This is a genomic window from Kitasatospora sp. NPDC051914, assembly GCF_040680995.1.
GTDB lineage: Bacteria > Actinomycetota > Actinomycetes > Streptomycetales > Streptomycetaceae > Kitasatospora.
Genome location: NZ_JBFAXX010000037.1, coordinates 34,671 through 58,290, shown reverse-complemented (window position 1 = coordinate 58,290; position 23,620 = coordinate 34,671). Strand labels below are relative to the sequence as shown.

Genomic DNA, 23,620 nt, shown 5'->3' with positions numbered 1-23,620 from the left:
GCTACCCCTCCCGGCGCCAGTGGACGCCGCAGCCGTCGACCGGCACGATCGGCTCCCTGATGCCGTGCCGCTCGCGGAAGTCCGTGACGGCCTGCCGGCACGGCTCGATGTTGTAGTCGTCGACGATCACGAAACCCCCGACCGACAGCTTCGGGTACAGGTGGGTCAGCGCATCCGTGGTGGACTCGTAGAGATCGCCGTCCAGGCGCATCACCGCCAGCGAGTCGATCGGCGCCGAGGGCAGCGTCCGCTCGAACCACCCCTCCAGGAACCGGACCTGCTCGTCGAGCAGCCCGTACCGGGCGAAGTTCTCCGCCACCTCCTCGCGGGTGACCTTCAGCACCCCGTTGATCCGGTGCAGGGCCATCTCCCGGTCCAGGGGATGGCTCCCGGAGTGCACCACCGGCACGCCCTCGAACGAATCCGCCACCCAGACGCGGCGGTCCCGCACGCCGTACGCCTCCAACACGGCCCGCATGAGGATGCAGACACCGCCGCGCCACACCCCCGTCTCGATGAGGTCACCGGGCACCCCGTCCTCCAGCGTCCGGGAGACGCACGACTGGACGTCGTCCAGCCGTTGCAGCCCCACCATCGTGTGCGCGGTCGTGGGCAGGTCCCGCCCCGACGAGCGGAGACCGGCGTCGTAGCCGTCCACGTCGCCGTACCAACCGACCGGCGCGTCCTCGTAGATGACGTTCGCGAGCACCCGCTTCACCAGGTCCAGGTAGAGCTCGCCGCCCTGTGGGATCACGTTTTCCTCCTCGAGCCGGACATGCCCCCGACCGACGGGGGCGCCGATGACCGGGGCAGGAAACCTACGGCCGCGCACTCGAACTCCGCTCGAAAGCCGGCGGCGGACCGACCGGACCGCTTCGAGCACGGCTCGACCGGGCCTGTGGGGGCGGCGGGATACCAAGGGGGAAATGCGTCCCGAACCGCAGAGAGAGGAAACGCCTTGAAGGCACTGGTCCTGGCCGGCGGCATGGGGACCCGGCTGCGCCCGCTCACCCACGCCATGCCCAAACAACTCGTCCCCGTCGTCAACAAACCCGTCCTCTTCCACGGCCTCGAACAGATCCGCCGGGCCGGCGTCACCGAGGCGGCCGTCGTCGTCGGCGACTGGCACCGCGAGATCCGGGAGGCGGTCGGCGACGGCTCCCGCTTCGGCCTGGAGATCACCTGGATCCAGCAGGAGGCCCCCTTCGGTCTGGCGCACTGCGTGCTGCTGGCCCGGGAGTTCCTCGCCGACGACGACTTCGTCATGTACCTCGGCGACAACGTCTTCTCCGACGGCATCACCGCCCTCGCCGACACCTTCCGCCGCACCCGGCCCGCCGCCCAGGTCGCCGTGGTCCGGGTGCCGAACCCCGAGGAGTACGGCATCGTCGACGCCGGCCCGGACGGCCGGGTGACCGCGCTCCGGGAGAAGCCCCGCGCCCCGCGCGGCAACCTCGCGGTGGCCGGCGCCTACTTCTTCTCCCCGCTCGTCCACGACGCCGTCGCCCGCATCCGGCCCGGCCTGCGCGGTGAATGGGAGATCACCGACGCCGTCCAGCTGATGGTCGCCGAAGGCCGCGACGTGCGGGCCGCCGAGATCACCGGCTGGTGGCGGGACACCGGACGGATCGACGACATCCTCGACTGCAACCGGCTGCTGCTCGACCGGGTGGAACCCCACGTCGCCGGCAGCATCGACGAGGCCAGCACCGTGCTCGGCCCGGTCGTGGTCGAATCCGGCGCGCGGATCGTCCGTTCGCACCTGCGCGGCCCCTTGATCGTCGGCGCGGGCACCCTCGTCGAGGACAGCTACGTCGGCCCGCACACTTCGATCGGCGAGGACTGCGTCCTCACCGACGCCGGCGTCTCGCACACCATCCTGCTCGACCGGGCGACCGTCACCGACGTCAACGGCATCCACGGATCGGTCATCGGCCGTTCCGCCCGGGTCGGGATCTCCCCGCCGGGCGACGGACGGCACCGGCTCGTCGTCGGCGACCACACCGAACTCCGCGTGCTCGCATGAGGATCCTGGTCACCGGCGGCGCCGGGTTCATCGGCTCCCACTACGTGCGCAGCCTGCTCTCCGGGGCCTACCCCGGCTACGCGAGGGCCCGCGTCACCGTGGTCGACAAACTCACCTACGCGGGCAACACCGCCAACCTCCCCCTCGACAACCCCCGCCTCACCTTCGTCCGCGCCGACGTCTGCGACCGGCCCGCCCTGCTCGACGTCCTGCCCGGACACGACGCGGTGGTGCACTTCGCCGCCGAGTCGCACGTCGACCGCTCCATCGCGGAGGCCTCGGTCTTCGCCCGCACCAACGTGGTCGGCACCCAGACCGTCCTGGACGCCTGCCTGGGCACCGGCGTCCCGCGGATGGTCCACGTCTCCACCGACGAGGTGTACGGATCCATCGCCCAGGGGTCGTGGACCGAGGACCGCCCGCTCCTGCCCAACTCGCCCTACGCCGCGTCCAAGGCCGGCGCCGACCTGATGGCCCGCGCCTACTTCCGCACCCACGGCCTCGACGTCTCGATCACCCGCTGCTCCAACAACTACGGCCCCCGCCAACACCCCGAGAAGGTCATCCCGCGGTTCGTCACCGGTCTGCTCGACGGCGAACGGATCCCGCTCTACGGGGACGGCCTGAACGTCCGCGAGTGGCTGCACGTGGACGACCACTGCCGGGCCGTGCAACTCGTCCTCGAGAAGGGCGAACCGGGAGAGGCGTACAACGTCGGCGGCGTCGAACTCTCCAACGCCGACCTCACCCGCCGGCTGCTCGACCTCTGCGGCGCCTCCTGGGACAGCGTCCGCCCGGTGCCCGACCGCAAGGGGCACGACCGGCGCTACTCCGTCGACGACACCCGCATCCGCACGAGGCTCGGCTTCGAACCGCGCATCCCGCTCGACCGGGGGCTGGCCGACACCGTCCGCTGGTACCGCGAGCACCGGGACTGGTGGCAGCCGGCCCCGCACCCCAGGGAAGGACACCGATGAACAGGCGCGTCGTCATCACCGGCATCGGGCTGGTGGCCCCCGGAGGGACGGGCACCAAGTCCTTCTGGGACCTCATCACCTCCGGCCGGACGGCGACCCGGCCCATCTCCCTCTTCGACGCCGGCGCCTTCCGCTCCCGCATCGCCGCCGAGTGCGACTTCCACCCCGAACTGCACGGTCTGACCCCGCAGGAGATCCGGCGGATGGACCGGGCCACCCAGTTCGCGGCGGTCGCCACCGACGAGGCGGTCGCCGACGCCGCACTCGCCCACGACCTGGTCGACCCCGACAGACTCGGCGTCACCGTCGGCAGCGCCGTCGGCTGCACCACCAGCCTGGAACGCGAGTACGTCGCCGTCAGCAACGGCGGCCGCGACTGGCTCGTCGACCACGGCTACGCCGTCCCGCACCTCTACGGCCACCTGGTGCCCAGCTCCATGGCCGCCGAGATCGCCCGCCGGGTCGACGCCCGGGGCCCGGCCGCCGTCGTGTCCACCGGCTGCACCTCCGGCCTCGACGCGGTCGCCCACGCCCGCGAACTGATCGCCGAGGGCAGCGCCGACGTCATGGTGACCGGTGCCACCGACGCCCCCATCTCCCCGATCACCCTCGCCTGCTTCGACGCCATCCGCGCCACCACACCCCGCAACGACGACCCCGAACACGCCTCCCGCCCCTTCGACGTCACCCGCAACGGCTTCGTGCTCGGCGAGGGCTCGGCGATGTTCGTCCTCGAGGAGCACGGGCACGCGGTGCGCCGCGGCGCCACCGTCTACGCCGAGATCACCGGTTTCGCCTCCCGCTGCAACGCCTTCCACATGACCGGGCTGCGCCCCGACGGCAAGGAGATGGCCGAGGCGATCCGCCGCGCCCTCACCGAGGCCGGCATCCACCCCGGCGACGTGGACTACGTCAACGCGCACGGCTCCGGCACCAAACAGAACGACCGGCACGAGACCGCCGCCGTCAAACTGGCCCTCGGCGCCCACGCGTACGAGACGCCCATGAGCTCCATCAAGTCGATGGTCGGCCACTCCCTCGGCGCCATCGGCGCCATCGAGATCGCCGCCTGCGCCCTCGCCCTGAAGCACGGTATCGTCCCGCCCACCGCCAACCTGCACACCCCCGACCCCGAGTGCGACCTCGACTACGTGCCGCTCCACGCCCGGCGCAAGGACCTGCACACCGTCCTCACCGTCGGCAGCGGCTTCGGCGGTTTCCAGAGCGCCATGGTGCTCGCACGGACCGGGGAGCACGCCGCATGACCGCCGCCGTCACCGGCCTCGGCATCCTCGCCCCCAACGGCGTCGGACCGGACGCGTACTGGTCCGCCACCCTGCGCGGCGAGAGCGGCATCGCCCCGCTCACCAGGTTCGACCCGGAGCCCTACCCGTCCCGGCTCGCCGGCGAGATCACCGGCTTCGACCCGGCCGTCCACCTGCCCAACCGGCTGCTCCCGCAGACCGACCCGATCACCCGGCTCTCCCTGGTCGCCGCCGAGTGGGCCCTCGCCGACGCCGCCCTCGACCCCGCCGAACTGCCCGAGTACGGCATCGGCGTCGTCACCGCCAACACCGCCGGCGGCTTCGAGTTCGGCCAGCGCGAACTGCAGAACCTCTGGTCCAAGGGCAGCGCCCACGTCAGCGCCTACCAGTCCTTCGCCTGGTTCTACGCCGTCAACACCGGCCAGATCTCCATCCGGCACGGCATGCGCGGACCCAGCGGCGTCGTCGTCGCCGACGGCGCCGGCGGTCTGGACGCCCTCGCCCAGGCCCGGCGGCTGATCCGCAAGGGCACCCCGGCCGTCGTCAGCGGCGCCGTCGACGGATCGCTCTGCCCCTGGAGCTGGACCGCCCAGCTCACCGGCGGCGCACTGAGCACCCGGGAGGACCCCGCCGACGCCTACCTGCCGTTCGACGACCGGGCCTGCGGCCACGTCCTCGGCGAGGGCGGCGCCATCCTGGTCCTCGAGGACGAACGGGCCGCCCGGGCCCGCGGCGCCCGCATCCACGGCCTCCTCACCGGCTACGGCACCTCCTTCGACGGCCGCACCGGCACCGACCGCGGCGCGGGCCTCGTCCGCGCCGCCCGCCAGGCCCTCGACCAGGCCGGCTGGAAACCCGCCGACGTCGACGTGGTCTTCGCCGACGCGGCCGGCACACCCGCCGCCGACCGCGCCGAGGCGACCGCCCTGGCCGACCTGTTCGGCCCGCACGGAGTACCGGTCACGGCCCCCAAGACCATGACCGGCCGGCTCGCCGCGGGCAGCGGCCCGCTGGACGTGGCGACCGCCCTGTTCGCCCTGCGCGACCGGGTGATCCCACCGACCGTCAACGTCCGCCCCGCGGCGGAGTACGCGCTCGACCTGGTCACCGCACCGCGCCGGCAGCCGCTGCGCCGAGCCCTCGTGCTCGCCCGCGGGCACGGCGGCTTCAACTCGGCGGTGGCCGTCGAGGCCCGGGAGGCCTGAGGCGGGCCGCCGGGCACGGACCGGACGGCCGGAGGGCGGGCCCCCATCCATGAGGTGGGGGCCCGCCCTCCGATCGTCGCGCCCGTGTCGTCCGCCGGGCGCCCGCTCAGTGGCCGTCCCGGGTCACCACCCGGGTGCGGACCAGCCACGCGCCGTCGACCCGCACCAGCACGTCCTCGCAGACGCAGGCGCGGTGCAGCCGCGGGTCGCCGCCGCGCGGCGTCAGGTACACCAACGCGTAGCAGCGCACCCCGACACCGCCGTCCGGCCGCGCCTCGACGTCCAGCATGCCGTGCCAGTGGCGGTGGGTCTCGCCCGCCGCCTCCTGGGCGGCCCGGGCACGGCGGGCACCCTCGGCCAGTTCGGCACGCCCGCGGCTCGGCGCGGGCCGCCCGGGCAACTGGAAGGTGCCGTCCTCCGTGAACGTGGCGGCCCACTCCTCGGCCCGGCCGCTGTCCAGCAGCTGCATGTGCCGGGCGTAGAACTGCTCGATGTCGGCACGCAGCCGCTCCAGCGGCACCGTCGTCGTGTGCACCATCTCGTGGACTCCTCTTCTCTTCCTGGCGGGTCGTCTTCCTGGCGGGTTGTCGGTGGTCACCCGAGCGCGTTCGAAGACCCGGGCGCGGCCGGGATCTTTGGGACGAACAGTTCGGAGCGCACCCGGGCGGCCGGGTTGCCGAAGGCGATCCGGCCGGTGATCCTGGAGCCGGCCGGGGTGCGCTGCACCAGCGAGGCCAGCCGGGGCCGGACGGCCCGCGCGACCCGGCCCTGCGAGAGCATCGCCCGGGCCTGCAGGGTCTGCATCCGCATCACCTGGTCGATGTCCCGGGCCCGCGGCTCGGCGTAGGCGCGCAGCCGCCCGGCCGACACGTCCCCGGCTCGCACCGCCTCGACCAGCACCGGGTGCAGCAGCGCGGCGTCCTGGAGCGCCAGGTTGATCCCCTGGGCGCCGAGCGGGCTGTGCGTGTGCGCGGCGTCCCCGATCAGCACCAGGCCGTCGCGGACCCACTCCCGGGCCCGGCCGGCGAAGACGTCGAGCAGCGTCAGATCGGTCAGCGCGGTGATCCGCTCCCGCGCCGGGCCGGCGTACTCGGGCACCGCCCGGCAGATCTCGTCCTTCACGAACTGCAGCCCGCGGTGCGCCAGTTCGGCATACCCCCGGTGCGGCAGGGTCCAGCCGAGCTGCACCGTGTCCGGGTAGGACGGGTACGCCAGCACCGGCCGCCCGCCGTCGCGGAACACCCGGACCGCCCTGCCCGGCGCCCCGGAACCGGGCAGCTTGAACCAGAGCACGTCGAAGTCGAACACGTCGTCCCGGTCGGCGGGGATCCCCGCCAGCCGGCGCACCTTGGAGAAGCGGCCGTCCGCGCCCACCGTCGCCGCGGCCCGGACGGTGTGCCGCCCGCCCCGCCCGTCGGCCACCGCGCCGCGCACCGCCCCGCCCTCCCGGACCAGCTCCGTCGCCCGGCACCCCGCCAGCAGTCGGAATCCGTCGAACTCCCGGCAGGATGAGAGGAGTTCGGCCAGCACGTGCTGCTGCGGGATGCTCAGCAGCCGGCCGTGGGGGCCGGGCAGCCGGGTGTAGTCGATGTCGAGCAGCGGCCTGCCCCGCTCCACCAGCTGGAACCGGTCCAGGCGGTGCCCGCCGCGGGCCTCCGCGGCGGCGAGCACCCCCAACTGGTCGAGCAGCGCCAGCCCGCCCGGTTGGAGGATCTCCCCCCGGTACTCGCGGTCGAGCGAGGAGGATCGCTCCACCACCGTCACCCGCAGGCCGGACCGGAGCAGCAGCAGGGCGAGCGCCAGACCGGCGGGTCCGCCGCCGACCACGCAGACGTCCGCGGTCGTCTCGGAAGGCGCGTCGGAAGGCGCGTCGGAAGGTGCGGTCGTCACGAGGGCTCCTCGGGAAGTCGGGTCCGGGCGAGACAGGCGTCGATCACCCGGCGGTAGTAGTGCGGGCCGAACCCCATCCGGGCCGCGGCCGGCACCAGCCGCCGCAGCCGCTCGGTGCAGACCGGGTCCTCCGGCGGCACCTCGACGACCTGCCGCTCGGCGGTGACCCCCAGCCGGAGCTCGATGTGCCCGACGATGTCCTCCACCGGGACGGACCAGCCGGAGGCCAGGTTCACCACCCCGCACGGCACCCGGGCTGCCAGCAGCGCGTCGATCAGCGCCACCGCGTGCCCCACGTCGATCAGGTCGCGCCGTGCCCCGCGGTGCACCCGCACCCGGCCGCACCGGACCTGCCCCACCAGGGACGGCAGGAACTGGTGGGGGCGCTGCGCCCGCCCCACGGGGTACGCCAGGCGCAGGATCACGTGGTCCGCCCCCGAGCCGCGGATCACCTCCTCCATGGCCAACTTGTGCCGCCCGTACGGCGAGGCAGGGCGCACCGGCCCGTCCTCCCGGCACGGGCGCTGCTGCACGCCGTACAGGCCGGCGGAGGAGGTGGAGAAGTAGACCAGCCGCCGTCCGCCGCGCAGGCACCCCGCGAGGACGTCGTACAGCAGGTCGGCCTCGCGGGCGAAGCCGGCGTCCGCCTGGCTGGTGCCGCTGGACACGCCCGCGGCGAAGACCACGGTGTCGGGGTGGCGGGCCGTCAGGGGCCGGAGGCTCTGGGCGAGGAAGCCGCGGCCGACGATCTGCATCGAGAGCTCCTATCCGGCGGGGGAGGCCGTGACGGCGGCCCGGCGGATCCGTTCCAGCAGGTCCGCCTGGCGGAGGATGCGGTCGCCGTGGTCGGCGAAGCCGCGGCCGGAGAGGGCGGTTCGGGCGAAGGCGTCCACGATGTTGGCGAAGTGGTCGTCGGCCGGGAGCAGCAACTCCTCGGTGCCCTCCCGGCGTTCGATCCGGACCACCGGCCGGTGGTCCGGCGGCGGGGTGAACGCCCGGTCGAGGGTGATCGTCCCCTCGCTCCCGGTCAGGCCGTAGCGGCAGCGGTAGTGGTGCTCCATGCCGAAGGACAGCACGGCCGTCAGCCGCGGCGAGGCGAGCAGCGCGGAGCCGGCGGTGTCCACCCCGGTCGCGGGGTCGTACTGCAGCACCGCTCCGGCCACCTCCAGGCCGGGGCCGCAGAAGAGCTGCGCCGCGCGGACCGGGTAGGCGCCGAGGTCGAGCAGCGCGCCGCCACCCAGCTCGGGGCGGTGGCGGATGTCGCCCGCGGGGAGCGGTGGGACGGTGAACTCGGCCGAGAACGAGCGCGGTTCGCCGATCCGCCCGGACTCCACCAAGTCCCGTACCCGGCGGTGGGCGCTGTGGTGGAGGAACATGAAGCTCTCCATCAGCAGCAGCCCGCGCCGGCGGCTGAGGTCGACGGCCTCCCGGGCCGGGGCCGCAGCGGTGGTGAGCGGCTTCTCGGCCAGCACGTGCTTCCCGGCCTCCAGCGCCCGGACGATCCACTCCGCGCGCAGCCCCGCGGGCAGCGGGACGTAGACGGCGTCCACGTCCGGGCGGTCGAGCAGCGCCCGGTAGCCGGTGACCGGTTCGGTGCCGAACTCGGCGGCGAACTCCCCGGCCCGTTCGCCGGAGCGGCTGGCCACCGCCGCGACCCGGGTCAACGGGCAGGCCGTCAGCGCGGGCAGCATCTTGCGCCGGGCGATGGACGCGCACCCGAGCACCCCCACGTTCAGGCGTTCCACGGGCCCCCCAGGTCCTCCCGGCCCTGCAGCGACCCGAGACAGGCGACCAGGGTGCGGGCCTCCACCGTGAAGTGGTTGCCGAACTGGATGAACCGCCGGACCTGATCGGCCGTCACCCAGCAGTAGCGGTCCGGGAGCTCCTCCGGGAAGTCGTCGCCGGCCGCCACGATCAGGTACCGGTTGGCGCGCCGGTGGAAGCGGCCGCCCTCCTCGGAGAGGACCGCCGAGTACAGCACCCGTTCCGGCGGCGCGGCCAGCACCCGGTCCAGGAACGGCGGGGGCTCCGGCAGGTCGGAGAACCCGTCCGAGACGCACTGCACCGTCGGCGCCATCTCGACCGCGTCGAAGGTGCCCGGCTGCGACAGACCCTGGAGCAGCAGCTGCGGCCCGCCCGCCGAGCGGCGCACGACCAGGGCCGCCAGCCCCGGTCGTTCTGCGGCCAGCAGCGGCTGCGTCCACCGGGTCACCTCGCGGTTGCCGGCGACCACCGACACGGCGACGACGCGCTGGTGGCGCCCCCGGACGTGCGCGATCTCGGTGTCCGTCCGCCGCCACTCGGCCACCCGGTCCAGCGGCACCAGCCCGACCTCGCGGCCGTGCCGGGCCTTCAACCCGGCGAGCCAGCTGAGGACCGCGGTGTCGGAGTGCGGTCCTCCGGCGTCCGCGTCCGCGTCCCCGGCCGGCGGCAGCGGCAGTGAGGACAGCACGGTCCGGGCGTCCATGTTGACCAGGTTGTCGACCGCGAGCAGCCGGTGGATCTGGCCCAGCGTCAGCCAGCGGTGGTCCGGCCCCGCCTCGACGTCGCCGGTGACCTCGACCACCAGGTTCCGGTTGCGCTTGCGCAGGAAACTGTCGCCCTGCTCGGACTGCAGCACGTCGGTCAGCACGGTGCCGCGCTCCGCGGCCAGGAAGTACTCGACGTACGGGGTGGGCCGGCCCCGGTGCACGCGGGTGTAGTTGCTGCGGGTCGCCTGGACGGTCGGGCCGAGCTGGACCGGGCCGATGTTCCCCGGCTCCGTCTTGGCCTGCATCAGGAAGTGCAGGACGCCGCCGAACTCCTTGGCCAGGATGCCGAGGACACCGGTCTCCGGCTGGCAGATGATCGGCTGCGACCAGGTCCGCCCGTCCTCCTCCCGGACCTCCAGGCCCCGGATCGAGAAGAACCGGCCCGTCTCGTGCACCAGGTCGCCGGTCCCGGGCACGGTGTGCCACTTCTCCAACCGGTCGAACGGGATCCGCTCGACCTCGAAGGTGCCGGCCCGCCGCCGGTCGGCCAGCCAGCCGGACACCTCCTCGACCCCGTCGACGGCCGCCGCCGAACGGGCCAGCCTGGCGGCGTGGTCGGCCGACGGGGTGCGGGCGGACCGGGCCGCCGTCCTGGTGTCTGCTGCGCGGGCCATCGCGGTTCCTTCCGGGTGCCGGTGCGGAGGGCCCACCGTCCCGCGGCCGCATCGAGACGGGCTCGAAGCGGGATGGAGCGGCGCTCCACGCCGATTCGAGCGGTGCTCCGGCGCGGGCGGCGAGGCTCGAGGGCGTACTGCCTCCATCACGACCCGAGGAGCGAACGACCATGATCACCGAAGCCGACCTGAAGAGGATCATGCGAGAGGGGGCCGGCCAGGCCGAGGGGATCGACCTCGACGGCGACATCGCCGACGTGCTCTTCAGCGACCTGGGCTACGACTCGCTCGCCCTCCTGGAGACGGTCAGCCGGATCGAGCGCGAATACGACGTCCGCGTCCCGGAGGACGCCCTCAGCACCGCCCGGACCCCCGGTGAGTTCCTCGCCCTGGTGAACCGGGCCGCGGCCGAGGCGGCCTGACGTGACCCGCTGGGAGAACAGGACCGCCCTGATCGCCGGGGGCACCCGGGGGACCGGCCTGGCCGTCGCCCACGAACTCGCCGCCCGGGGCTGCCACGTCTACCTCAACCACGCCCACGACGACACGGCGGCCGAGGAGGCCCTCGCAGCCCTCGCCGGACTGCCCGGCCCCGCCACCGTCCTCAAGGCCGACATCACCCGGCCCGACACCCTGCCGCGCCTGCTGCGGCACATCCGCGGGGAGCGCGGCCGCCTCGACGCCTTCGTCCACAGCGCGGCCTCCTTCCACCCGATGGACGCCGCCCGGCCGGACGCCGACCTGCTCCGGCGCGACCTCACCACCGCCCTCGCCCCCCTGGTCCTGGGCATCCGCCCCCTGGCCGACGCCATGGCCGGCGGACCGGGCCGGATCGTCGCGGTCTCCAGCAACGGAGCCCGCCGCGTGGTGCCGCGCTACGTCGCGGCCGGTGTGGCGAAGGCCGCCCTGGAGGCGCAGATCCGCTACCTGGCCGTCGAACTGGCACCGCTCGGCATCACCGTCAACGCGGTCGCCGCCGCCAAGCTCGACAAGGGCCCGGGCACCGCGGACGCCGCCGCCGTTCGCGTCCTGGCGGAGCGCACCCCCGCCGGCCGCCTCACCGCCCCGGCGGACCTCGCCCGGGCGGTGGCCCTGCTCTGCAGCGACGAGGCCGCCTGGATCCACGGCCAGGTCGTCACCGCCGACGGGGGCCTGAGCCTGCGCGCCTGAGGCCCCTGCCGCCCGTTCCCCTTCCCCCCCCGGCAGGCCGTACGGCTGCCGCCCCCGAACACCGAGGAGACCCGTGCGCATCATCGACCTCTCCACCCCGATCGACGCGGCGGGCTGGGAGCCGGAACCGGTCGAGCACCGCATCATGTCCGCCGCCGACGGCGCCAAGCACATGAGCGCGGAGATGCTCGAGCACTTCGGCCTGGAGTTCGACCCGTCCGTCCTGCCGGACGGCGAACTGCTCACCATCGACACCCTCACCCTCACCACCCACACCGGTACCCACATCGACGCCCCCTCCCACTACGGCTCCACCGCCCGCTACGGCGACGGCCGTCCCCGCCACGTCGACGAACTCCCACTGGAGTGGTTCCACGGCCCCGGCGTCGTCCTCGACATCGGCACCGCCGAACCCGGCGCGGTCGACGCCACCCACCTGCGCCGCGAACTGGACCGCATCGGGCACCGCCTGGCGCCCGGCGACATCGTGCTGCTGCGCACCGGCGCGTCCCGGCTCGCCGGCACCCCCGAGTACTTCAGCCGCTTCACGGGGCTCGACGGCTCCGCCACCCACTTCCTGCTCGACCAGGGCGTCCGGGTCATCGGCACCGACGCGTTCAGCCTCGACGCCCCCTTCCGGACCATGATCGAGAAGTACCGGGAGACGGGCGACCGCAGCTGCCTCTGGCCGGCCCACTTCGCCGGCCGGGAACGCGAGTACTGCCAGATCGAACGCCTCGCCCACCTGGAGGACCTGCCCGCCCCGACCGGCTTCACCGTCAGCTGCTTCCCCGTCAAGATCACCGGTGCCGGCGCCGGCTGGACCCGCGCCGTGGCCGTCCTCCCGGCCTGAAGGGACGGCACCGGTTCGACCGGTCGGATGATCCGGAGGAAACGGCCTAGCCCCGGGCCGCCTCGACCGGGCGGTGGCGCAGGGACCAGAGGGCGGCCAGGGCTGCGCAGGGGGCGGTCAGCAGGAGGCAGGCGCCGGTCACCGCACCGACCGGCCGCCACGGCAGGACCAGCGGCGGGGGGCTGCCGAGCAGGGCCAGTGCGCCGTTCATCGCCCCGAGTTGGACGGCCGCGACCGCGCAGCCCAGCAGCGCGCCCACCGTCACCACGAGCAGCGACTCGCCGGTCACCAGCCCGACCACCTGTGCCCGGGTGGCGCCGGTGAGCCGCAGCAGGGCGAGTTCCCGGCGGCGGTCGACGGTCGCCATCGCGAGGATGTTGGCGAGCGCGATGCCGGTGTACGTCAGGGCGAGGCCGAGCACCAGGACGGTCCGCAGCCGGGCGATCCGGCCGTTGGCGGGGGCGGAGGCGGTCAGCCACTGCTCGCGGGTGTCGATCCGGGCACCGAACCGGGTTGCGGTGGCGCGCAGTCGTGCCTCCAGCGCGACGTGGTCCGCCCCGGTGGCGGCCCGGACGTCGATGCGGTCCACCCGGGAACCCGGTGCGTTGCGCGCGGTCACGTACAGGCCGTTGTCGCCGAGCCCGTCCCGCAGCACGGCGGCGACCCTGAGGGTCACCCGGCAGCCGTCCGCGAGCACGACCGGCACCGGCTCGCCGACGTCCCGGTGCCCCCACTCCTGCGGCAGCACGATGCCGTCGTCGGTCAGCGCGGCCACCGATCCGGTCACCACCGGCAGCCGGGCGACGCCGGCCAGCGCGCCGGGATCGGCCGTCCGCGCCTCGGAGCGGACCTCGGTGCCGTCCGCCTCGACCACCGCGAGCCGGGTCGGCCCGGTGGGGGAGACGACCGTCCCGGGAACGGCCCGCAGGGCTTCGACCAGCCCCGGGCGGCCCGCACCGGGCGTGAGCACGAAGTCGGCGGCGGTCCGCGCCCGGGCCTCGGCCGTCCGGGAGGCGCTCACCGTGTCCAGCGCGCCCGCCAGCGAGCCGGTCAGGGCCACCGACACCAGCACCGGTGCGGCGACCGCCCCGGTGCGGCGCAGCGCGGCGGCGGCGTTCTCCCGCACCAGGCGGCCCGACCAGCGGGACAGCCCGGCCGGCAGCCGGCCGAGCAGGCGCAGCAGCGGCCGGGCGAGGACCGGCGCGAGCAGCCCGCAGGCGGAGATGAGCACCATCGGCTGGACGGTGTAGGTCTTGCGGTGCAGCAGGTCGACCGGGTCCGTGAGCAGGGCCGAGCCGATCAGCCCGGCCGCCGCCGTCAGCAGCCCGAGGCCCCAGAACCAGCGGCCGGCGGTCATCACGCCGGTGTCGAGATCGGCGCTGCGCAGCGCGTCCAGCGGGCCGAGACGCCCGGCGCGGCGGGCGGCGACGAGGACGCCGCCGAGGGCGACCAGCAGGCCGGTCCAGAACGCGGCGACCAGCGGCCAGGTTCCCCGGTCGACGGTGAACCCGGGCGGGGCCATCCCGACGTCCGCCAGCCACCGCACCATCCGCGGCGCGCCCAGCCGGCCCAGTGCGCACCCGGCGGCAGAGGCGGCGGCACCGAGCACGAGCGCCTCGGCCAGCACCGCGCACCGCACCTGCGCCCGGGTGGCGCCGGCCAGCCGGAGCAGGCCGAGCTCGCGACGGCGCTGGGCGACGGTGTACGAGAAGGTCGAGGCGACGACGAACGCCGAGACGAAGGCGCTCACCCCGCCGGCCGTACCGAGCGCGGCGACCAGCGACACCATGGCCTCGCCGCCGCCGGGCCACGACATCGCGGTGGCCAGACCGAGCAGCATCACCGCCGTCATGGCCACCCCGAGCGCCAGCGCCGTGAACGCACCCAGCAACGACACCCAACGCACCCTCAGCGACTTCAACGCGATCCGCATCATCCTCATGCCCTCCAGCCAACCGCCGGCGCCGGGCCGGATCAGCAGGCCAGGGCCTACCTTCCGGGGTAGGGCCAGCCCTACCGCGCAGGACGCAGGGGCGGCCTAGGGTGGGGCGGGTACCAGGACGGGGGAGGGGTGTGGGGTATGGCAGGGGTGACCGGAACGGGCGGGACGCTCTGGAACGCACTGGCCCGGCCGGGGTTCCTGCGCGGCGCGCTGCCCTGGCGGGCCGCCGGCTACCTGCTCGCCTCCGGGACGGCCGGGCTGCTGCTCTGCGCGGGGCTGTTGCTGGCGGGGACGGTCGCCGGGGTGCTCGCCGTGCTGCTGGTCGGGCTGCCCCTGCTGCTGGCGCTGGGCCTGGTCGGGGTGCCGTTCGCGGCGTGGGAGCGGTGGCTGGTCGGGCTGCTGGACGGTGCGCCGGTGCCCGACCCGCACCTGGTGCCGGCCCGCCCCGGGCTCTCGGCCTGGCTGCGGCTGCGCTACCGCGAGCGGGCCACCTGGCGGGAGCTGGGTTTCGCCGCGCTCGCCGCCTTCGTCCTGTGGCCGATCGACCTGGTCGTCGCGGGCTTCGCCCTTGCGGTGCCCGGCTACCTGCTGGCGGCGCTGCCGCTGCTCCTGCTGGACGGCGAACAGGTGAACGTCCTCAAACTCTGGCAGGTCCACTCCCCGTACGTGGCAGCGGCGTTGGGTCTCGGCGGAGTGCTGGCGGCGGCGCTGCTCGCCTATCCGCTGACCGCGGTGGCGGCCGGGCGGGCCGCACTCGTCCGAGCAGTGCTGGCGCCGGGCGGCCAGGAGCTGCGGATCGGCGAACTGGTCAGCTCCCGCGCCCGGTTGGTGGACGCCTTCGAGGCGGAACGGCGCCGGATCGAACGGGATCTGCACGACGGCGCCCAACAGCGCCTGGTCGCCCTGGCGATGACGCTCGGACTCGCCAGGCTGGACGCGCCGCCCGGCAGCCCGCTCGCCGACCGGCTGGCCCAGGCGCACCGCGAGGCGGGTGAAGTACTGTCCGAGCTACGGGAGTTGATCAACGGCATCCATCCGCAGGTGCTCACCGACCGCGGGCTGCCGGACGCCTGTACGGACGCCGCCGACCGGTCGCCGGTGCCGGTCGACGTCACTTTCGAACTGCCGGGGCGGCTGCCGGCCGCGGTCGAGTCGGCCGGCTGGTTCGCGGTGTCGGAGGCACTGGCGAACATCGCCAAGCACAGCGGTGCCCGCTCCGCCCGCGTCGACGGGCGGTACGCTGACGGGCTGTTGACCATCGAGGTGTCCGACGACGGATGCGGCGGCGCCGATCCGGCCGGCGGCACCGGCCTCACCGGGCTGGCCGACCGGGTCTCCGTGGTCGACGGCGCGCTGACCGTGAGCAGCCCGCCCGGAGGCCCGACCCTGCTGCGTGTGGAGATCCCGTGCACCCCGATCAGCCCGTGAGGCCGCTCCGCGTGGTGCTCGCCGAGGACAGCGTGCTCCTGCGCGAGGGCCTGATCGGCCTGCTGGACCGCTTCGGCCACCGGGTGGTCGCCGCGGTCGGGGACGCCGACGCCCTGAGCGCGGCCGTCGACGAGCACGGGCCGGACATCGTCATCACCGACGTCCGGATGCCGCCCGGCCAGACCGACGAGGGCCTGCGCGCCGCCGTCGCCCTGCGCGCCGGGCGTCCGGGCCTCCCGGTGCTGGTGCTCAGCCAGTACGTGCAGCGCGCGTACGCCGCCGAGCTGCTGGACTCCGGGGACGGATCCGGCGTGGGATACCTGCTGAAGGACCGGATCGGGCAGGTCGAGGAGTTCCTCACGGCGGTCGGCACGGTGGCGGCCGGCGGCACCGTCGTGGACCCGGAAGTGGTGCGCCACCTGCTGCGGCGCCGACGCGACCCCCTGGAACGGCTGACCGCGCGCGAGCGCGAGGTGCTGGCGCTGATGGCCGAGGGCAGGTCCAACGCGGCGATCTGCCGCGAGCTGACGGTCTCCGAGGCGGCCGTGGGCAAGCACATCGGCAACATCCTGATGAAGCTCGACCTGCCCCCGGCCGAGGAGACCCACCGCCGGGTCCTTGCCGTCCTGGAGTTCCTCCGGGCGTAGGGCGCATGTTCGAACGGTCATGGGTGTCCACAAGGGGCGCAGTTCCCCGCGCCCCTGAACCGACCACCCGAGTGCCCCTTGACGACAGTGGGGCATCCCGGTCGCGGACCTGGCGGCGCTGAAGCCGGGCGAGGTCCACTGCACGGAGACCGACCGGAACGGCCGGGAGATCCCGCGCACCGTCACCGTCGAGGAGTTCCGGGCCGGGGCCTGCGACACCCCGTCCGACTGACGGCGTGCGGGAGCCGTACCCGTCGGGCCGGTGACACCGCCGGGGCCGCACGCCGAGCCGTCGGCACTGCCGCCCGGCCCGGTGGCCCCCGGGGACGGTCGGCGGGCCCCTCGGCCCTCCGACGCCCCTGGAGTCTCGGGCCTTCCCCGTGCCCGGGCGATCGATCACCCTGCCAGAGGTCGCGGCTGCGCCTCGACACCCTGCTGACGCACCGACAGCCGCCGGGAGGACGGACGGGTGGGGAACTCGGGGACGCTGTGTCCGAGGCCGGGGATCAGCCTGCGCGCCGGGCGCGGTGGCTGCCGACGAGTACCGTGCCGGCCACGGCGGCCACGGCGCCGGCGGCCATCAGCCCGCGCGAGGACCGCCACGACAGCACCGACCAGCAGGACTGGGCGGACAGCAGCGAGCCGGTGCTCAGCCAGGACCCGGCCGAGATCAGCGACAGCGCGGAACCGATCGAACCGACCGACAGCGCACTGCCGACCGACCCGACGGAGAGCACCGACCCGACGGAGCCGATGGACAGCGCGGAGCCGACCGACCCGATCGACAGGACGGAGTCCTTCGACCAGAGCGAGAGCATCGATCCGGCCTGGGCAGAGGTACGAGCGACCATGGCCCGATGGTAATCCGCATTCACCACCCCCGCGGCCGAACGCGGGTTCCCCCGAACGGCCCTGCGCACCTCTCAACCCCGGAGGACCTTGCGGAGGTGTTCGCCGAATTCGGCGGGGTGGGTGGTGAGACCGATGTGTCCACCGGGGAAGTGCCGGAGTTCGGTGCCGAGGCGTTCGGCCAGGAACGCGGCCGGACGGTACGGCAGTTCGCCGCGCGACTCCTGGCCGCAGGCGAGGACCAGCCGGTCCGACACCGCCTCCAGGCGGGTGATGTCCGGGGTGTAGGACATGAAGGCGGGCACGATGCGGCCGACGAAGAACGGCAGGCCGGCCGTGGTCCGTTCGGCCCGGGCGGCTGCCTGCGGCGGAAGCCCGGCCGAGGCCTGCGGCGGCTCGGAGGCGCCGCCGTCCTTCTGCAGGCCGGCGGCGAACACCGCCATCGCCGGCATGAGCCCCTGCGCGCGGAAGGTCTCCTGGACGCGTGCGAGGAGGGCACGGTGCTCGGGGGCGTCCGGCAGGGCCTCCACCAGCGGCGGCTCGTGTGCGACGACGCGGGCGATGCGTTCGGGGTGGGCGGTGAGCAGGTGCACGGCCGCGATCGCGCCCGAGCTCGTGCCGAACACCCGGCCGGGCTCGCCGGGTGACAGCAGTTCCAGCAGCCGGAACGCGTCGTCGGCGTGCTCGGCCACGTGCTGCCCGGCCTCCGGGTCGTCCAGCTTGCTCCGGGACAGGCCGCGCGGGTCGTAGGTCGCGACGGTGTACTCGGCGGCCAGGTCGTCGGCGATGGCGTCGAAGGAGGCGGCGCCGCCCGTCCCGCCGGGGACCAGCAGCAGGAGCGGGCCCCGGCCGCGTACTTCGTAGTGCAGGGTCGCGCCGTTCACGCGCAGGCGGCCGGTGGTCGGGGCGGTCATCGGGGATCTCCTTCTCGGGGCGGGGGCCAGTGCTCCAGGAGCGAGTGCAGGGCGTCGAGGGCGCGGACCCAGGACTGCTCCGTCGGGCGCTCGTGCCCGAATCCTCCCGCGGCTTCCAGCGAGACGAACCCGTGGAACGTGCTGCGCAGCAGCCTGACCGCGTCGGTCAGGTCGGGCTCGGCCAGGCCGTAGCCGCGCAGCATGCCGTAGGTCAGCTCGACGGCGCGCCGCGGCCCGGACGCCTGTGCGGCCAGCTCGGGGTCGATCCGGATCGGGACCTGTGTCGCCGTGTAGCGGCCCGGGTGCCGGTGGGCGTACTCCCGCCAGGCGTTCGCGTACGCGACCAGCGCGTCCCTGCCCGCCCGGCCGGCGGTCGCCTCCGCGATGCGGACGGTCTTCTCGTCGGCCGCCAGCAGTGCGATCCGTCCGCGCAGGTCCTCCAGGCCGCGCACGTGCGCATAGAGGCTCGCGTCCTTCACGCCGAGCCGCCGCGCCACCTGCGACATGGTCACCCGATCGAGCCCGACCTCGTCGGCCAGCTCGGCGCCCGCCGCCGTCACGCGATCCGCCGTCAGCCCGGCCCGCGCCATGTGCCCACCTCGCTTCCTAGGATCCCTAGTTTTAAACTAGGGATCCTAGGAATGGCAAGCGGGATTACCGGGGATCGGCATCTTCCGTGCCGTCGGTGCTCCCGGCACTCTCGGTGCTCTCGGCCTCCGGGGCGGGGAGGCGCAGGACCTGGCCCGGCGCGATGAGGTCGGGGTCGTCGCCGATGAGGTCACGGTTCAGGTCGTGGAGGGCCTGCCAGCCCCCGGTGACGCCCTGGGCCTCCGCAATGCCGGCCAGGCTGTCGCCCTCCTGCACCGTCCACTGCGCGGCGCTCTGCTCCTCGGGGGTGTCGGCGGCGCTCTCGACCGGTTCTGCCGCCGTGCTCCCTGTCGTGCTCTCCGCGGTGCGCCCGTCCGCCCCCGCCGTGGCGGGCCGCTCGGACGGCGTGCCGTGCGCGGGCTTCCGCCCGGCTCCGCGGGTGCCGCAGGAGGGCCACGGCCGCAGGCCGCTGCGCCCGGCCAGCCGCCGGGCGACGGCGATCTGCTGCTCGCGGGAGGCGAGGTCGGCGCGCGGGGCGTACGCGGTGCCGCCGTTGGCGCGCCAGGTGGTCGCGTTGAACTGCAGGCCGCCGTAGTAGCCGTTCCCGGTGTTGAGGTGCCAGCGGCCGCCGCTCTCGCAGGCGGCGATCCGGTCCCAGTCCACGTTCCCGCCCTCGGGTGCCGCGGCCTCCGCGGCCCGTCCGGCCTCGGTGCCGGCCCAGACGCATGCGGCGCTGAGGACGGCCAGGAGCACACGCAGGGCGCGGTGCGGGTTCGACGCGGTGGACGGCACAGGACACTCCGGACCTCGGGGACGGGGCAGCGGCCGCCCGTGGGCGCCGCCCTCCCACCGATGCACGTCCCGCCGCCGACACGCGGCCGACACGACGCGGACCTCACCCGCCCGGCCCCGGCACAGCCCCCGCTCGGCGCACAGCACCGACCGGGGGGCGGAACGTACTCGGGCCCCGGGCCACCCCCGCTCACCGCCAGGGGTGCACAGGTGTTTACCCTGGACGGGTGAACGCTCGTACACCCTTCCCCAACTGCTCGGACGGAACGTCGTGAGCCCCGTCGAGGCACCGCGCGCCGAGGCCGCGCCGGCGCCCCCGTTCCTGGTCGGCATCCTGGCCTTCTGCGGCGTCGTCGTGGCGCTGATGCAGACCCTCGTCGTGCCGCTGCTGCCGCACGTCCCGCAACTCACCGGCAGCACCCCGACCGCCGCCAGCTGGCTGGTCACCGTGACGCTGCTGACCGGCGCCGTGTGCACCCCGCTGCTCGGCCGGATCGGCGACATGTACGGCAAACGGCGCGTCCTGCTCGCCTCCCTCGGGGTGCTGGTCGCCGGCTCGGTGCTCTGCGCGGTCAGCTCCCACATCGGCGTGCTGATCGCGGGCCGGGCCCTGCAGGGCGCCGCGCTGGCGGTGGTGCCGCTGGGCATCAGCATCATGCGGGACGAACTGCCGCCCGCCCGGGTGCTCTCCTCGGTGGCGCTGATGAGCTCGACGCTCGGCATCGGCGCGGCGGTCGGCCTGCCGGTGGCCGCCCTGGTGGTCGAGCACGCGGACTGGCACACCATGTTCTGGGTGTCGGCCGCCCTGGGGCTGCTGGACATGGCGCTGGTGCTGTGGAAGGTCCCGGAGTCGCCGGTGCGTTCACCGGGCCGCTTCGACGTGGTGGGCGCGCTCGGCCTGTCCGCCGTCCTGGTGAGCCTGCTCCTCGCGGTCACCCAGGGCGCCGAGTGGGGCTGGACCTCGGGCCGCACGCTCGGCCTGGTCGCGGCCGCCGTCCTGCTGGCCCCGCTCTGGCTGGCGTACGAGCTGCGCCACACCTCCCCGATGGTGGACGTGCGGGTCTCGGCCCGCCCGGCGGTGCTGCTGGCCAACGTGGCGGCGCTGCTGATCGGCTTCTCGTTCTACGCCAATTCGCTGGTCACCGCACAGATGGTGCAGGAGCCGAAGAGCACGGGGTACGGACTGGGCGCCTCGATCGTGGTCAGCGGGCTGTGCCTGCTGCCGGGCGGTGTGTCCATGGTGGCGCTCTCCCCGGTGTCGGCGCGGATCTCCGCCGCCTTCGGGCCGAAGGTGACGCTGGCCGTCGCCGCGGGAGTGATGGCGGTGGGCTACGTCGTCCGGTTCTTCACCAGCCACGAGCTGTGGATGATCATCGCGGGCGCGACCGTCGTCTCGGCCGGCACCGCCATCGCCTACAGCGCCCTGCCGGCCCTGGTGATCCGGGCGGTTCCGGCCGCCGAGACGGGCGCCGCCAACGGCCTGAACACCCTGATGCGCTCGCTCGGCCAGGCGGTCTGCAGCGCCGTGGTCGCCGCCGTCCTCGCCGACCTGACCTTCCAGGTGGACGGCCGTACGGCGCCGACGCTCCATGCTTATCTCGTGGTCTTCCTCGTCGCGGCCGCCGCCGCCGTACTCGCCCTGCTGGTCACCCTCGCCCTGCCCGGACGGCAGCGGCCCACCGCCGACGGCCCGGCCGGAAGGCGGGAAGGCGGCTCGGACGGGAAGGCGGCCGCCGCCGGCCTTCCGGCCGCGTCCGCGGGGGAGGGCCGGTCATGACCGGCTCCGCCGCCCCGACCGGCCGCCAGGCGATCCTGCGCGCCGCCCGGCGGGCGTTCGCCCTGCAGCCGTACGCCCAGGTGACCCTGCGCGGGATCGCCGCCGACGCCGAGGTCAGCGCCTCCCTGATCGTGAAGCTGTTCGGCAGCAAGGAGGAGCTGTTCGCGCTGACCACCGACTTCTCCGCCGACGCCGACGAGCTCTTCGACGCGCCGCTGGAGGCGCTCGGCCGCCACATGGTGCTCTCCCTGGTGCGCACCCGGCGCGAGCGCAGCAGCGACCCGCTGCTGAGGGTGGTCTTCTCGCTCGGCATCGAGGACGAGCGGAGCGTCCTGCGCGACCGCTTCCGCGAGCAGGCCACCCGCCGCCTGGCCGGCCGACTCCCGGGCGCCGAACCGGAGTTGCGTGCCGAGCTGATCCTCGGCCAGCTGCTCGGCCTCGGCGCCACGATGAGCATCCACCGGGACGGCGGCGGCACCGGGCAGGCCGCCGCGGGACACCTCGCCGACCTCTGCGCACCGGCCCTGCAGCGGCTGATCGACGGCGGCTGACCGATCCCTCCTGCGCGGACCGGCCGCGCCGGCGCCGGCCGTCCGGTCCGCACGGCCCGCCGCGTCCGGTCCGCGGGGCCCGTCCGGCGGGCCTACGGTGGGAGGGGCGCGCCCGTTCGGCGGATCCGGGCGAGGCGCGTCGTCCACCGCTGCGCCGGAGGGAGCGTTCCGTCATGGCCCACACACCGTCGAACCTGGGCATCGTGGTCCTGGAGCAGGCCGGCGGACCGCTGCTGAAAGTGGCGGGCGAGATGGACCGCGAGACCGCGCCCCGGCTGGCCGACGCCCTGCAGCAGCCCTGGGCCTCGCGCACCGTGCCGACCGCCGTGCGGGTCGACCTCGCCGCGGTGACCTTCTGCGACTCCAGCGGGCTCAACGTCCTGCTGGACGCGGACCGGCAGGCCCGCGACCGCGGCACCGTCCTGCTGCTGATGAACCCGCCCGACCAGGTGCGCCGACTGTTTGCCGTGACCGGCACGGACGAGGTGCTCACCGTCCGTCCCGGGCCGGACTGAAGCCGGTCTCATCCTTGCGCGACAAGAATCATTGGCATGCAGAGCATTTCTCCGGCGGGCCCCGCGGCACGGCCCTGCCTACGGTGGAAGGCGGGTGGCGGCACCTGGCCCCTGCCGCCGCATCCGGGTGCCCGTCCTGCCCGTGCAGCGCGGTGGCGAGAGGAACGGTGGGAAGAATGTGCAGATGGCTCGCGTACTCCGGGTCGCCGATCGCCCTGGCCGACCTGCTCTACAAACCCGAGCACTCGCTGATCGACCAGAGCCGGCACGCCCGGCTCGGCGTGGAGACCACCAACGGCGACGGGTGCGGCGTCGGCTGGTACCCGGACACCAGCGGCGGCACCGCCCCCGGTGCCGAGGCCGAGCCGGAACCGGCGATCTTCCACGCGACCGGCCCCGCCTGGAGCGACCGCAACCTCCTCGAACTCTCCCGCTGCGTCCGTTCGCCGCTCTTCCTCGCCCACATCCGCGCCTCCACCGGCACGGCCGTCCAACAGAGCAACTGCCACCCCTTCCGGTACGGCCGATGGCTCTGGATGCACAACGGGGCGATCCACGAATTCCCCGCACTCAAGCGGGACTTGGCGATCGCCGTCGACCCCCTGCTCTACCCCTTCGTCGAGGGCTCCACCGACTCCGAGCTGATGTTCTACGTGGCGCTCAGCCTCGGCCTGCAGGACGACGCCCCGCTCGCGGTGGAACGCATGATCGGCCTGATCGAGGACGTCGGCGAGCGCCGCGGCGTACCCGACCCGCTCCAGATGACCGTGGCGGTCTCCGACGGCAGCCGGCTCTGGGCCTTCCGCTACTCGAGCGAGCACAACTCGCGCTCGCTCTTCTTCAGCACGGACGTCCGCACGCTGCGCGCCCTCCATCCGGAGATCCCGGTGCTGCAGGAGGTCGCGGACGGGACGCGGATCGTGGTGTCGGAGCCCCTCGGCGACCTCGCGGGCGCCTGGAACCAGGTCCCCGAATCGTCCTACGGCGTAGTGGGGAACGGGCACGGCGCCCTCCACTCGCTGACCCCGCGCAAGCCTTGATACCCGGGTCGGCCCCGGCTCCGTGCCCGCCCTCGGGGGGCTGCGC

Annotated in this window: 24 protein-coding genes; 13 read left to right on the top strand and 11 right to left on the bottom strand. The window is 74.4% G+C overall.

Annotated features, from left to right (window positions below):
* Position 1 precedes the first annotated feature (1 nt).
* Positions 2 to 754, bottom strand: coding sequence for a TylF/MycF/NovP-related O-methyltransferase (locus AB0M03_RS23990; protein ID WP_363494087.1), 753 nt, complete (start codon positions 752 to 754; stop codon positions 2 to 4).
* A gap of 204 nt (positions 755 to 958) precedes the next feature.
* Here AB0M03_RS23990 and AB0M03_RS23985 point away from each other — a divergent pair, with 204 nt between their 5' ends.
* Genes AB0M03_RS23985 through AB0M03_RS23970 form a run of 4 tightly spaced genes read left to right on the top strand, consistent with a single transcriptional unit; the run spans position 959 to position 5,473 of the window.
* Entirely contained in the window at positions 959 to 2,026 is a 1,068-nt protein-coding gene (locus tag AB0M03_RS23985) for a glucose-1-phosphate thymidylyltransferase (RefSeq protein WP_363494085.1), read from the top strand.
* The gene (rfbB, locus tag AB0M03_RS23980; protein ID WP_363494083.1) at positions 2,023 to 3,003 is read left to right on the top strand and encodes a dTDP-glucose 4,6-dehydratase; all 981 of its coding nucleotides are present in this window, start codon (positions 2,023 to 2,025) and stop codon (positions 3,001 to 3,003) included. Before AB0M03_RS23985 ends, rfbB begins: the two co-directional genes overlap by 4 nt.
* Positions 3,000 to 4,268: a beta-ketoacyl-[acyl-carrier-protein] synthase family protein gene (locus AB0M03_RS23975; protein WP_363494081.1), complete on the top strand. Its 1,269-nt coding sequence runs from the start codon at positions 3,000 to 3,002 to the stop codon at positions 4,266 to 4,268. The genes rfbB and AB0M03_RS23975 overlap by 4 nt, the downstream gene beginning before the upstream one ends.
* Entirely contained in the window at positions 4,265 to 5,473 is a 1,209-nt protein-coding gene (locus tag AB0M03_RS23970) for a ketosynthase chain-length factor (RefSeq protein ID WP_363494079.1), read from the top strand. Before AB0M03_RS23975 ends, AB0M03_RS23970 begins: the two co-directional genes overlap by 4 nt.
* A gap of 106 nt (positions 5,474 to 5,579) precedes the next feature.
* Here the strand turns inward: AB0M03_RS23970 and AB0M03_RS23965 are convergent, their stop codons facing one another.
* From AB0M03_RS23965 to AB0M03_RS23945, 5 genes are read right to left on the bottom strand one after another with little or no spacing between them, the layout of a single operon-like run.
* A complete protein-coding gene (locus AB0M03_RS23965; RefSeq protein WP_363494077.1) occupies positions 5,580 to 6,011 on the bottom strand; it encodes a nuclear transport factor 2 family protein in 432 nt (143 codons plus the stop codon).
* Between the two features lie 56 nt (positions 6,012 to 6,067).
* The gene (locus AB0M03_RS23960; RefSeq protein ID WP_363494075.1) at positions 6,068 to 7,363 is read right to left on the bottom strand and encodes an FAD-dependent oxidoreductase; all 1,296 of its coding nucleotides are present in this window, start codon (positions 7,361 to 7,363) and stop codon (positions 6,068 to 6,070) included.
* The gene (locus AB0M03_RS23955; RefSeq protein ID WP_363494073.1) at positions 7,360 to 8,118 is read right to left on the bottom strand and encodes an NAD(P)-dependent oxidoreductase; all 759 of its coding nucleotides are present in this window, start codon (positions 8,116 to 8,118) and stop codon (positions 7,360 to 7,362) included. The genes AB0M03_RS23960 and AB0M03_RS23955 overlap by 4 nt, the downstream gene beginning before the upstream one ends.
* A gap of 9 nt (positions 8,119 to 8,127) precedes the next feature.
* On the bottom strand, positions 8,128 to 9,108 hold the full coding sequence (locus AB0M03_RS23950; protein ID WP_363494071.1) for a Gfo/Idh/MocA family oxidoreductase: 981 nt from the start codon (positions 9,106 to 9,108) through the stop codon (positions 8,128 to 8,130).
* Positions 9,096 to 10,508 carry an NDP-hexose 2,3-dehydratase family protein gene (locus AB0M03_RS23945; protein ID WP_363494069.1) on the bottom strand — a complete coding sequence of 471 codons (1,413 nt, stop codon included), beginning with the start codon at positions 10,506 to 10,508 and terminating at the stop codon, positions 9,096 to 9,098. The genes AB0M03_RS23950 and AB0M03_RS23945 overlap by 13 nt, the downstream gene beginning before the upstream one ends.
* A gap of 170 nt (positions 10,509 to 10,678) precedes the next feature.
* Here AB0M03_RS23945 and AB0M03_RS23940 point away from each other — a divergent pair, with 170 nt between their 5' ends.
* The 3 genes from AB0M03_RS23940 to AB0M03_RS23930 all read left to right on the top strand — a co-directional run bounded on the left by AB0M03_RS23940 (position 10,679) and on the right by AB0M03_RS23930 (position 12,531).
* Complete coding sequence (locus AB0M03_RS23940; RefSeq protein WP_363494067.1) at positions 10,679 to 10,930, top strand: acyl carrier protein; 252 nt, start codon at positions 10,679 to 10,681, stop codon at positions 10,928 to 10,930.
* 1 nt (position 10,931) lies between these two features.
* Entirely contained in the window at positions 10,932 to 11,678 is a 747-nt protein-coding gene (locus tag AB0M03_RS23935) for an SDR family oxidoreductase (protein ID WP_363494065.1), read from the top strand.
* 73 nt (positions 11,679 to 11,751) lie between these two features.
* Entirely contained in the window at positions 11,752 to 12,531 is a 780-nt protein-coding gene (locus AB0M03_RS23930; RefSeq protein WP_363494063.1) for a cyclase family protein, read from the top strand.
* A gap of 46 nt (positions 12,532 to 12,577) precedes the next feature.
* Here AB0M03_RS23930 and AB0M03_RS23925 read toward each other — a convergent pair whose 3' ends face one another.
* Positions 12,578 to 14,473 (bottom strand): FtsX-like permease family protein, encoded by a 1,896-nt coding sequence (locus AB0M03_RS23925; RefSeq protein WP_363494061.1) that lies wholly within the window; start codon positions 14,471 to 14,473, stop codon positions 12,578 to 12,580.
* A gap of 138 nt (positions 14,474 to 14,611) precedes the next feature.
* Between AB0M03_RS23925 and AB0M03_RS23920 the strand changes: the two genes are divergently transcribed.
* Both AB0M03_RS23920 and AB0M03_RS23915 read left to right on the top strand, forming a co-directional pair.
* Complete coding sequence (locus AB0M03_RS23920; protein ID WP_363494059.1) at positions 14,612 to 15,901, top strand: sensor domain-containing protein; 1,290 nt, start codon at positions 14,612 to 14,614, stop codon at positions 15,899 to 15,901.
* Between the two features lie 14 nt (positions 15,902 to 15,915).
* Entirely contained in the window at positions 15,916 to 16,548 is a 633-nt protein-coding gene (locus AB0M03_RS23915) for a response regulator transcription factor (RefSeq protein ID WP_363494143.1), read from the top strand.
* A 506-nt stretch (positions 16,549 to 17,054) separates the two neighbouring features.
* Here AB0M03_RS23915 and AB0M03_RS23910 read toward each other — a convergent pair.
* From AB0M03_RS23910 to AB0M03_RS23895, 4 genes are all read right to left on the bottom strand, one after another.
* Entirely contained in the window at positions 17,055 to 17,399 is a 345-nt protein-coding gene (locus tag AB0M03_RS23910; RefSeq protein WP_363494057.1) for a hypothetical protein, read from the bottom strand.
* A gap of 72 nt (positions 17,400 to 17,471) precedes the next feature.
* Positions 17,472 to 18,311 carry an alpha/beta hydrolase gene (locus AB0M03_RS23905; RefSeq protein ID WP_363494055.1) on the bottom strand — a complete coding sequence of 280 codons (840 nt, stop codon included), beginning with the start codon at positions 18,309 to 18,311 and terminating at the stop codon, positions 17,472 to 17,474.
* Entirely contained in the window at positions 18,308 to 18,901 is a 594-nt protein-coding gene (locus AB0M03_RS23900; protein WP_363494053.1) for a TetR/AcrR family transcriptional regulator, read from the bottom strand. Before AB0M03_RS23900 ends, AB0M03_RS23905 begins: the two co-directional genes overlap by 4 nt.
* 64 nt (positions 18,902 to 18,965) lie before the next feature.
* Complete coding sequence (locus AB0M03_RS23895; protein ID WP_363494051.1) at positions 18,966 to 19,691, bottom strand: transglycosylase family protein; 726 nt, start codon at positions 19,689 to 19,691, stop codon at positions 18,966 to 18,968.
* A gap of 271 nt (positions 19,692 to 19,962) precedes the next feature.
* On the opposite strand from AB0M03_RS23895, the gene AB0M03_RS23890 reads away from it, so the two are divergent.
* The 4 genes from AB0M03_RS23890 to AB0M03_RS23875 all read left to right on the top strand — a co-directional run bounded on the left by AB0M03_RS23890 (position 19,963) and on the right by AB0M03_RS23875 (position 23,574).
* The gene (locus AB0M03_RS23890; protein WP_363494049.1) at positions 19,963 to 21,468 is read left to right on the top strand and encodes an MFS transporter; all 1,506 of its coding nucleotides are present in this window, start codon (positions 19,963 to 19,965) and stop codon (positions 21,466 to 21,468) included.
* Positions 21,465 to 22,019 carry a TetR family transcriptional regulator gene (locus AB0M03_RS23885; protein ID WP_363494047.1) on the top strand — a complete coding sequence of 185 codons (555 nt, stop codon included), beginning with the start codon at positions 21,465 to 21,467 and terminating at the stop codon, positions 22,017 to 22,019. Before AB0M03_RS23890 ends, AB0M03_RS23885 begins: the two co-directional genes overlap by 4 nt.
* 173 nt (positions 22,020 to 22,192) lie before the next feature.
* Positions 22,193 to 22,534 (top strand): STAS domain-containing protein, encoded by a 342-nt coding sequence (locus tag AB0M03_RS23880; RefSeq protein ID WP_363494046.1) that lies wholly within the window; start codon positions 22,193 to 22,195, stop codon positions 22,532 to 22,534.
* Positions 22,535 to 22,710: 176 nt separating this feature from the next.
* On the top strand, positions 22,711 to 23,574 hold the full coding sequence (locus AB0M03_RS23875) for a class II glutamine amidotransferase (protein ID WP_363494044.1): 864 nt from the start codon (positions 22,711 to 22,713) through the stop codon (positions 23,572 to 23,574).
* Positions 23,575 to 23,620: the final 46 nt, after the last annotated feature.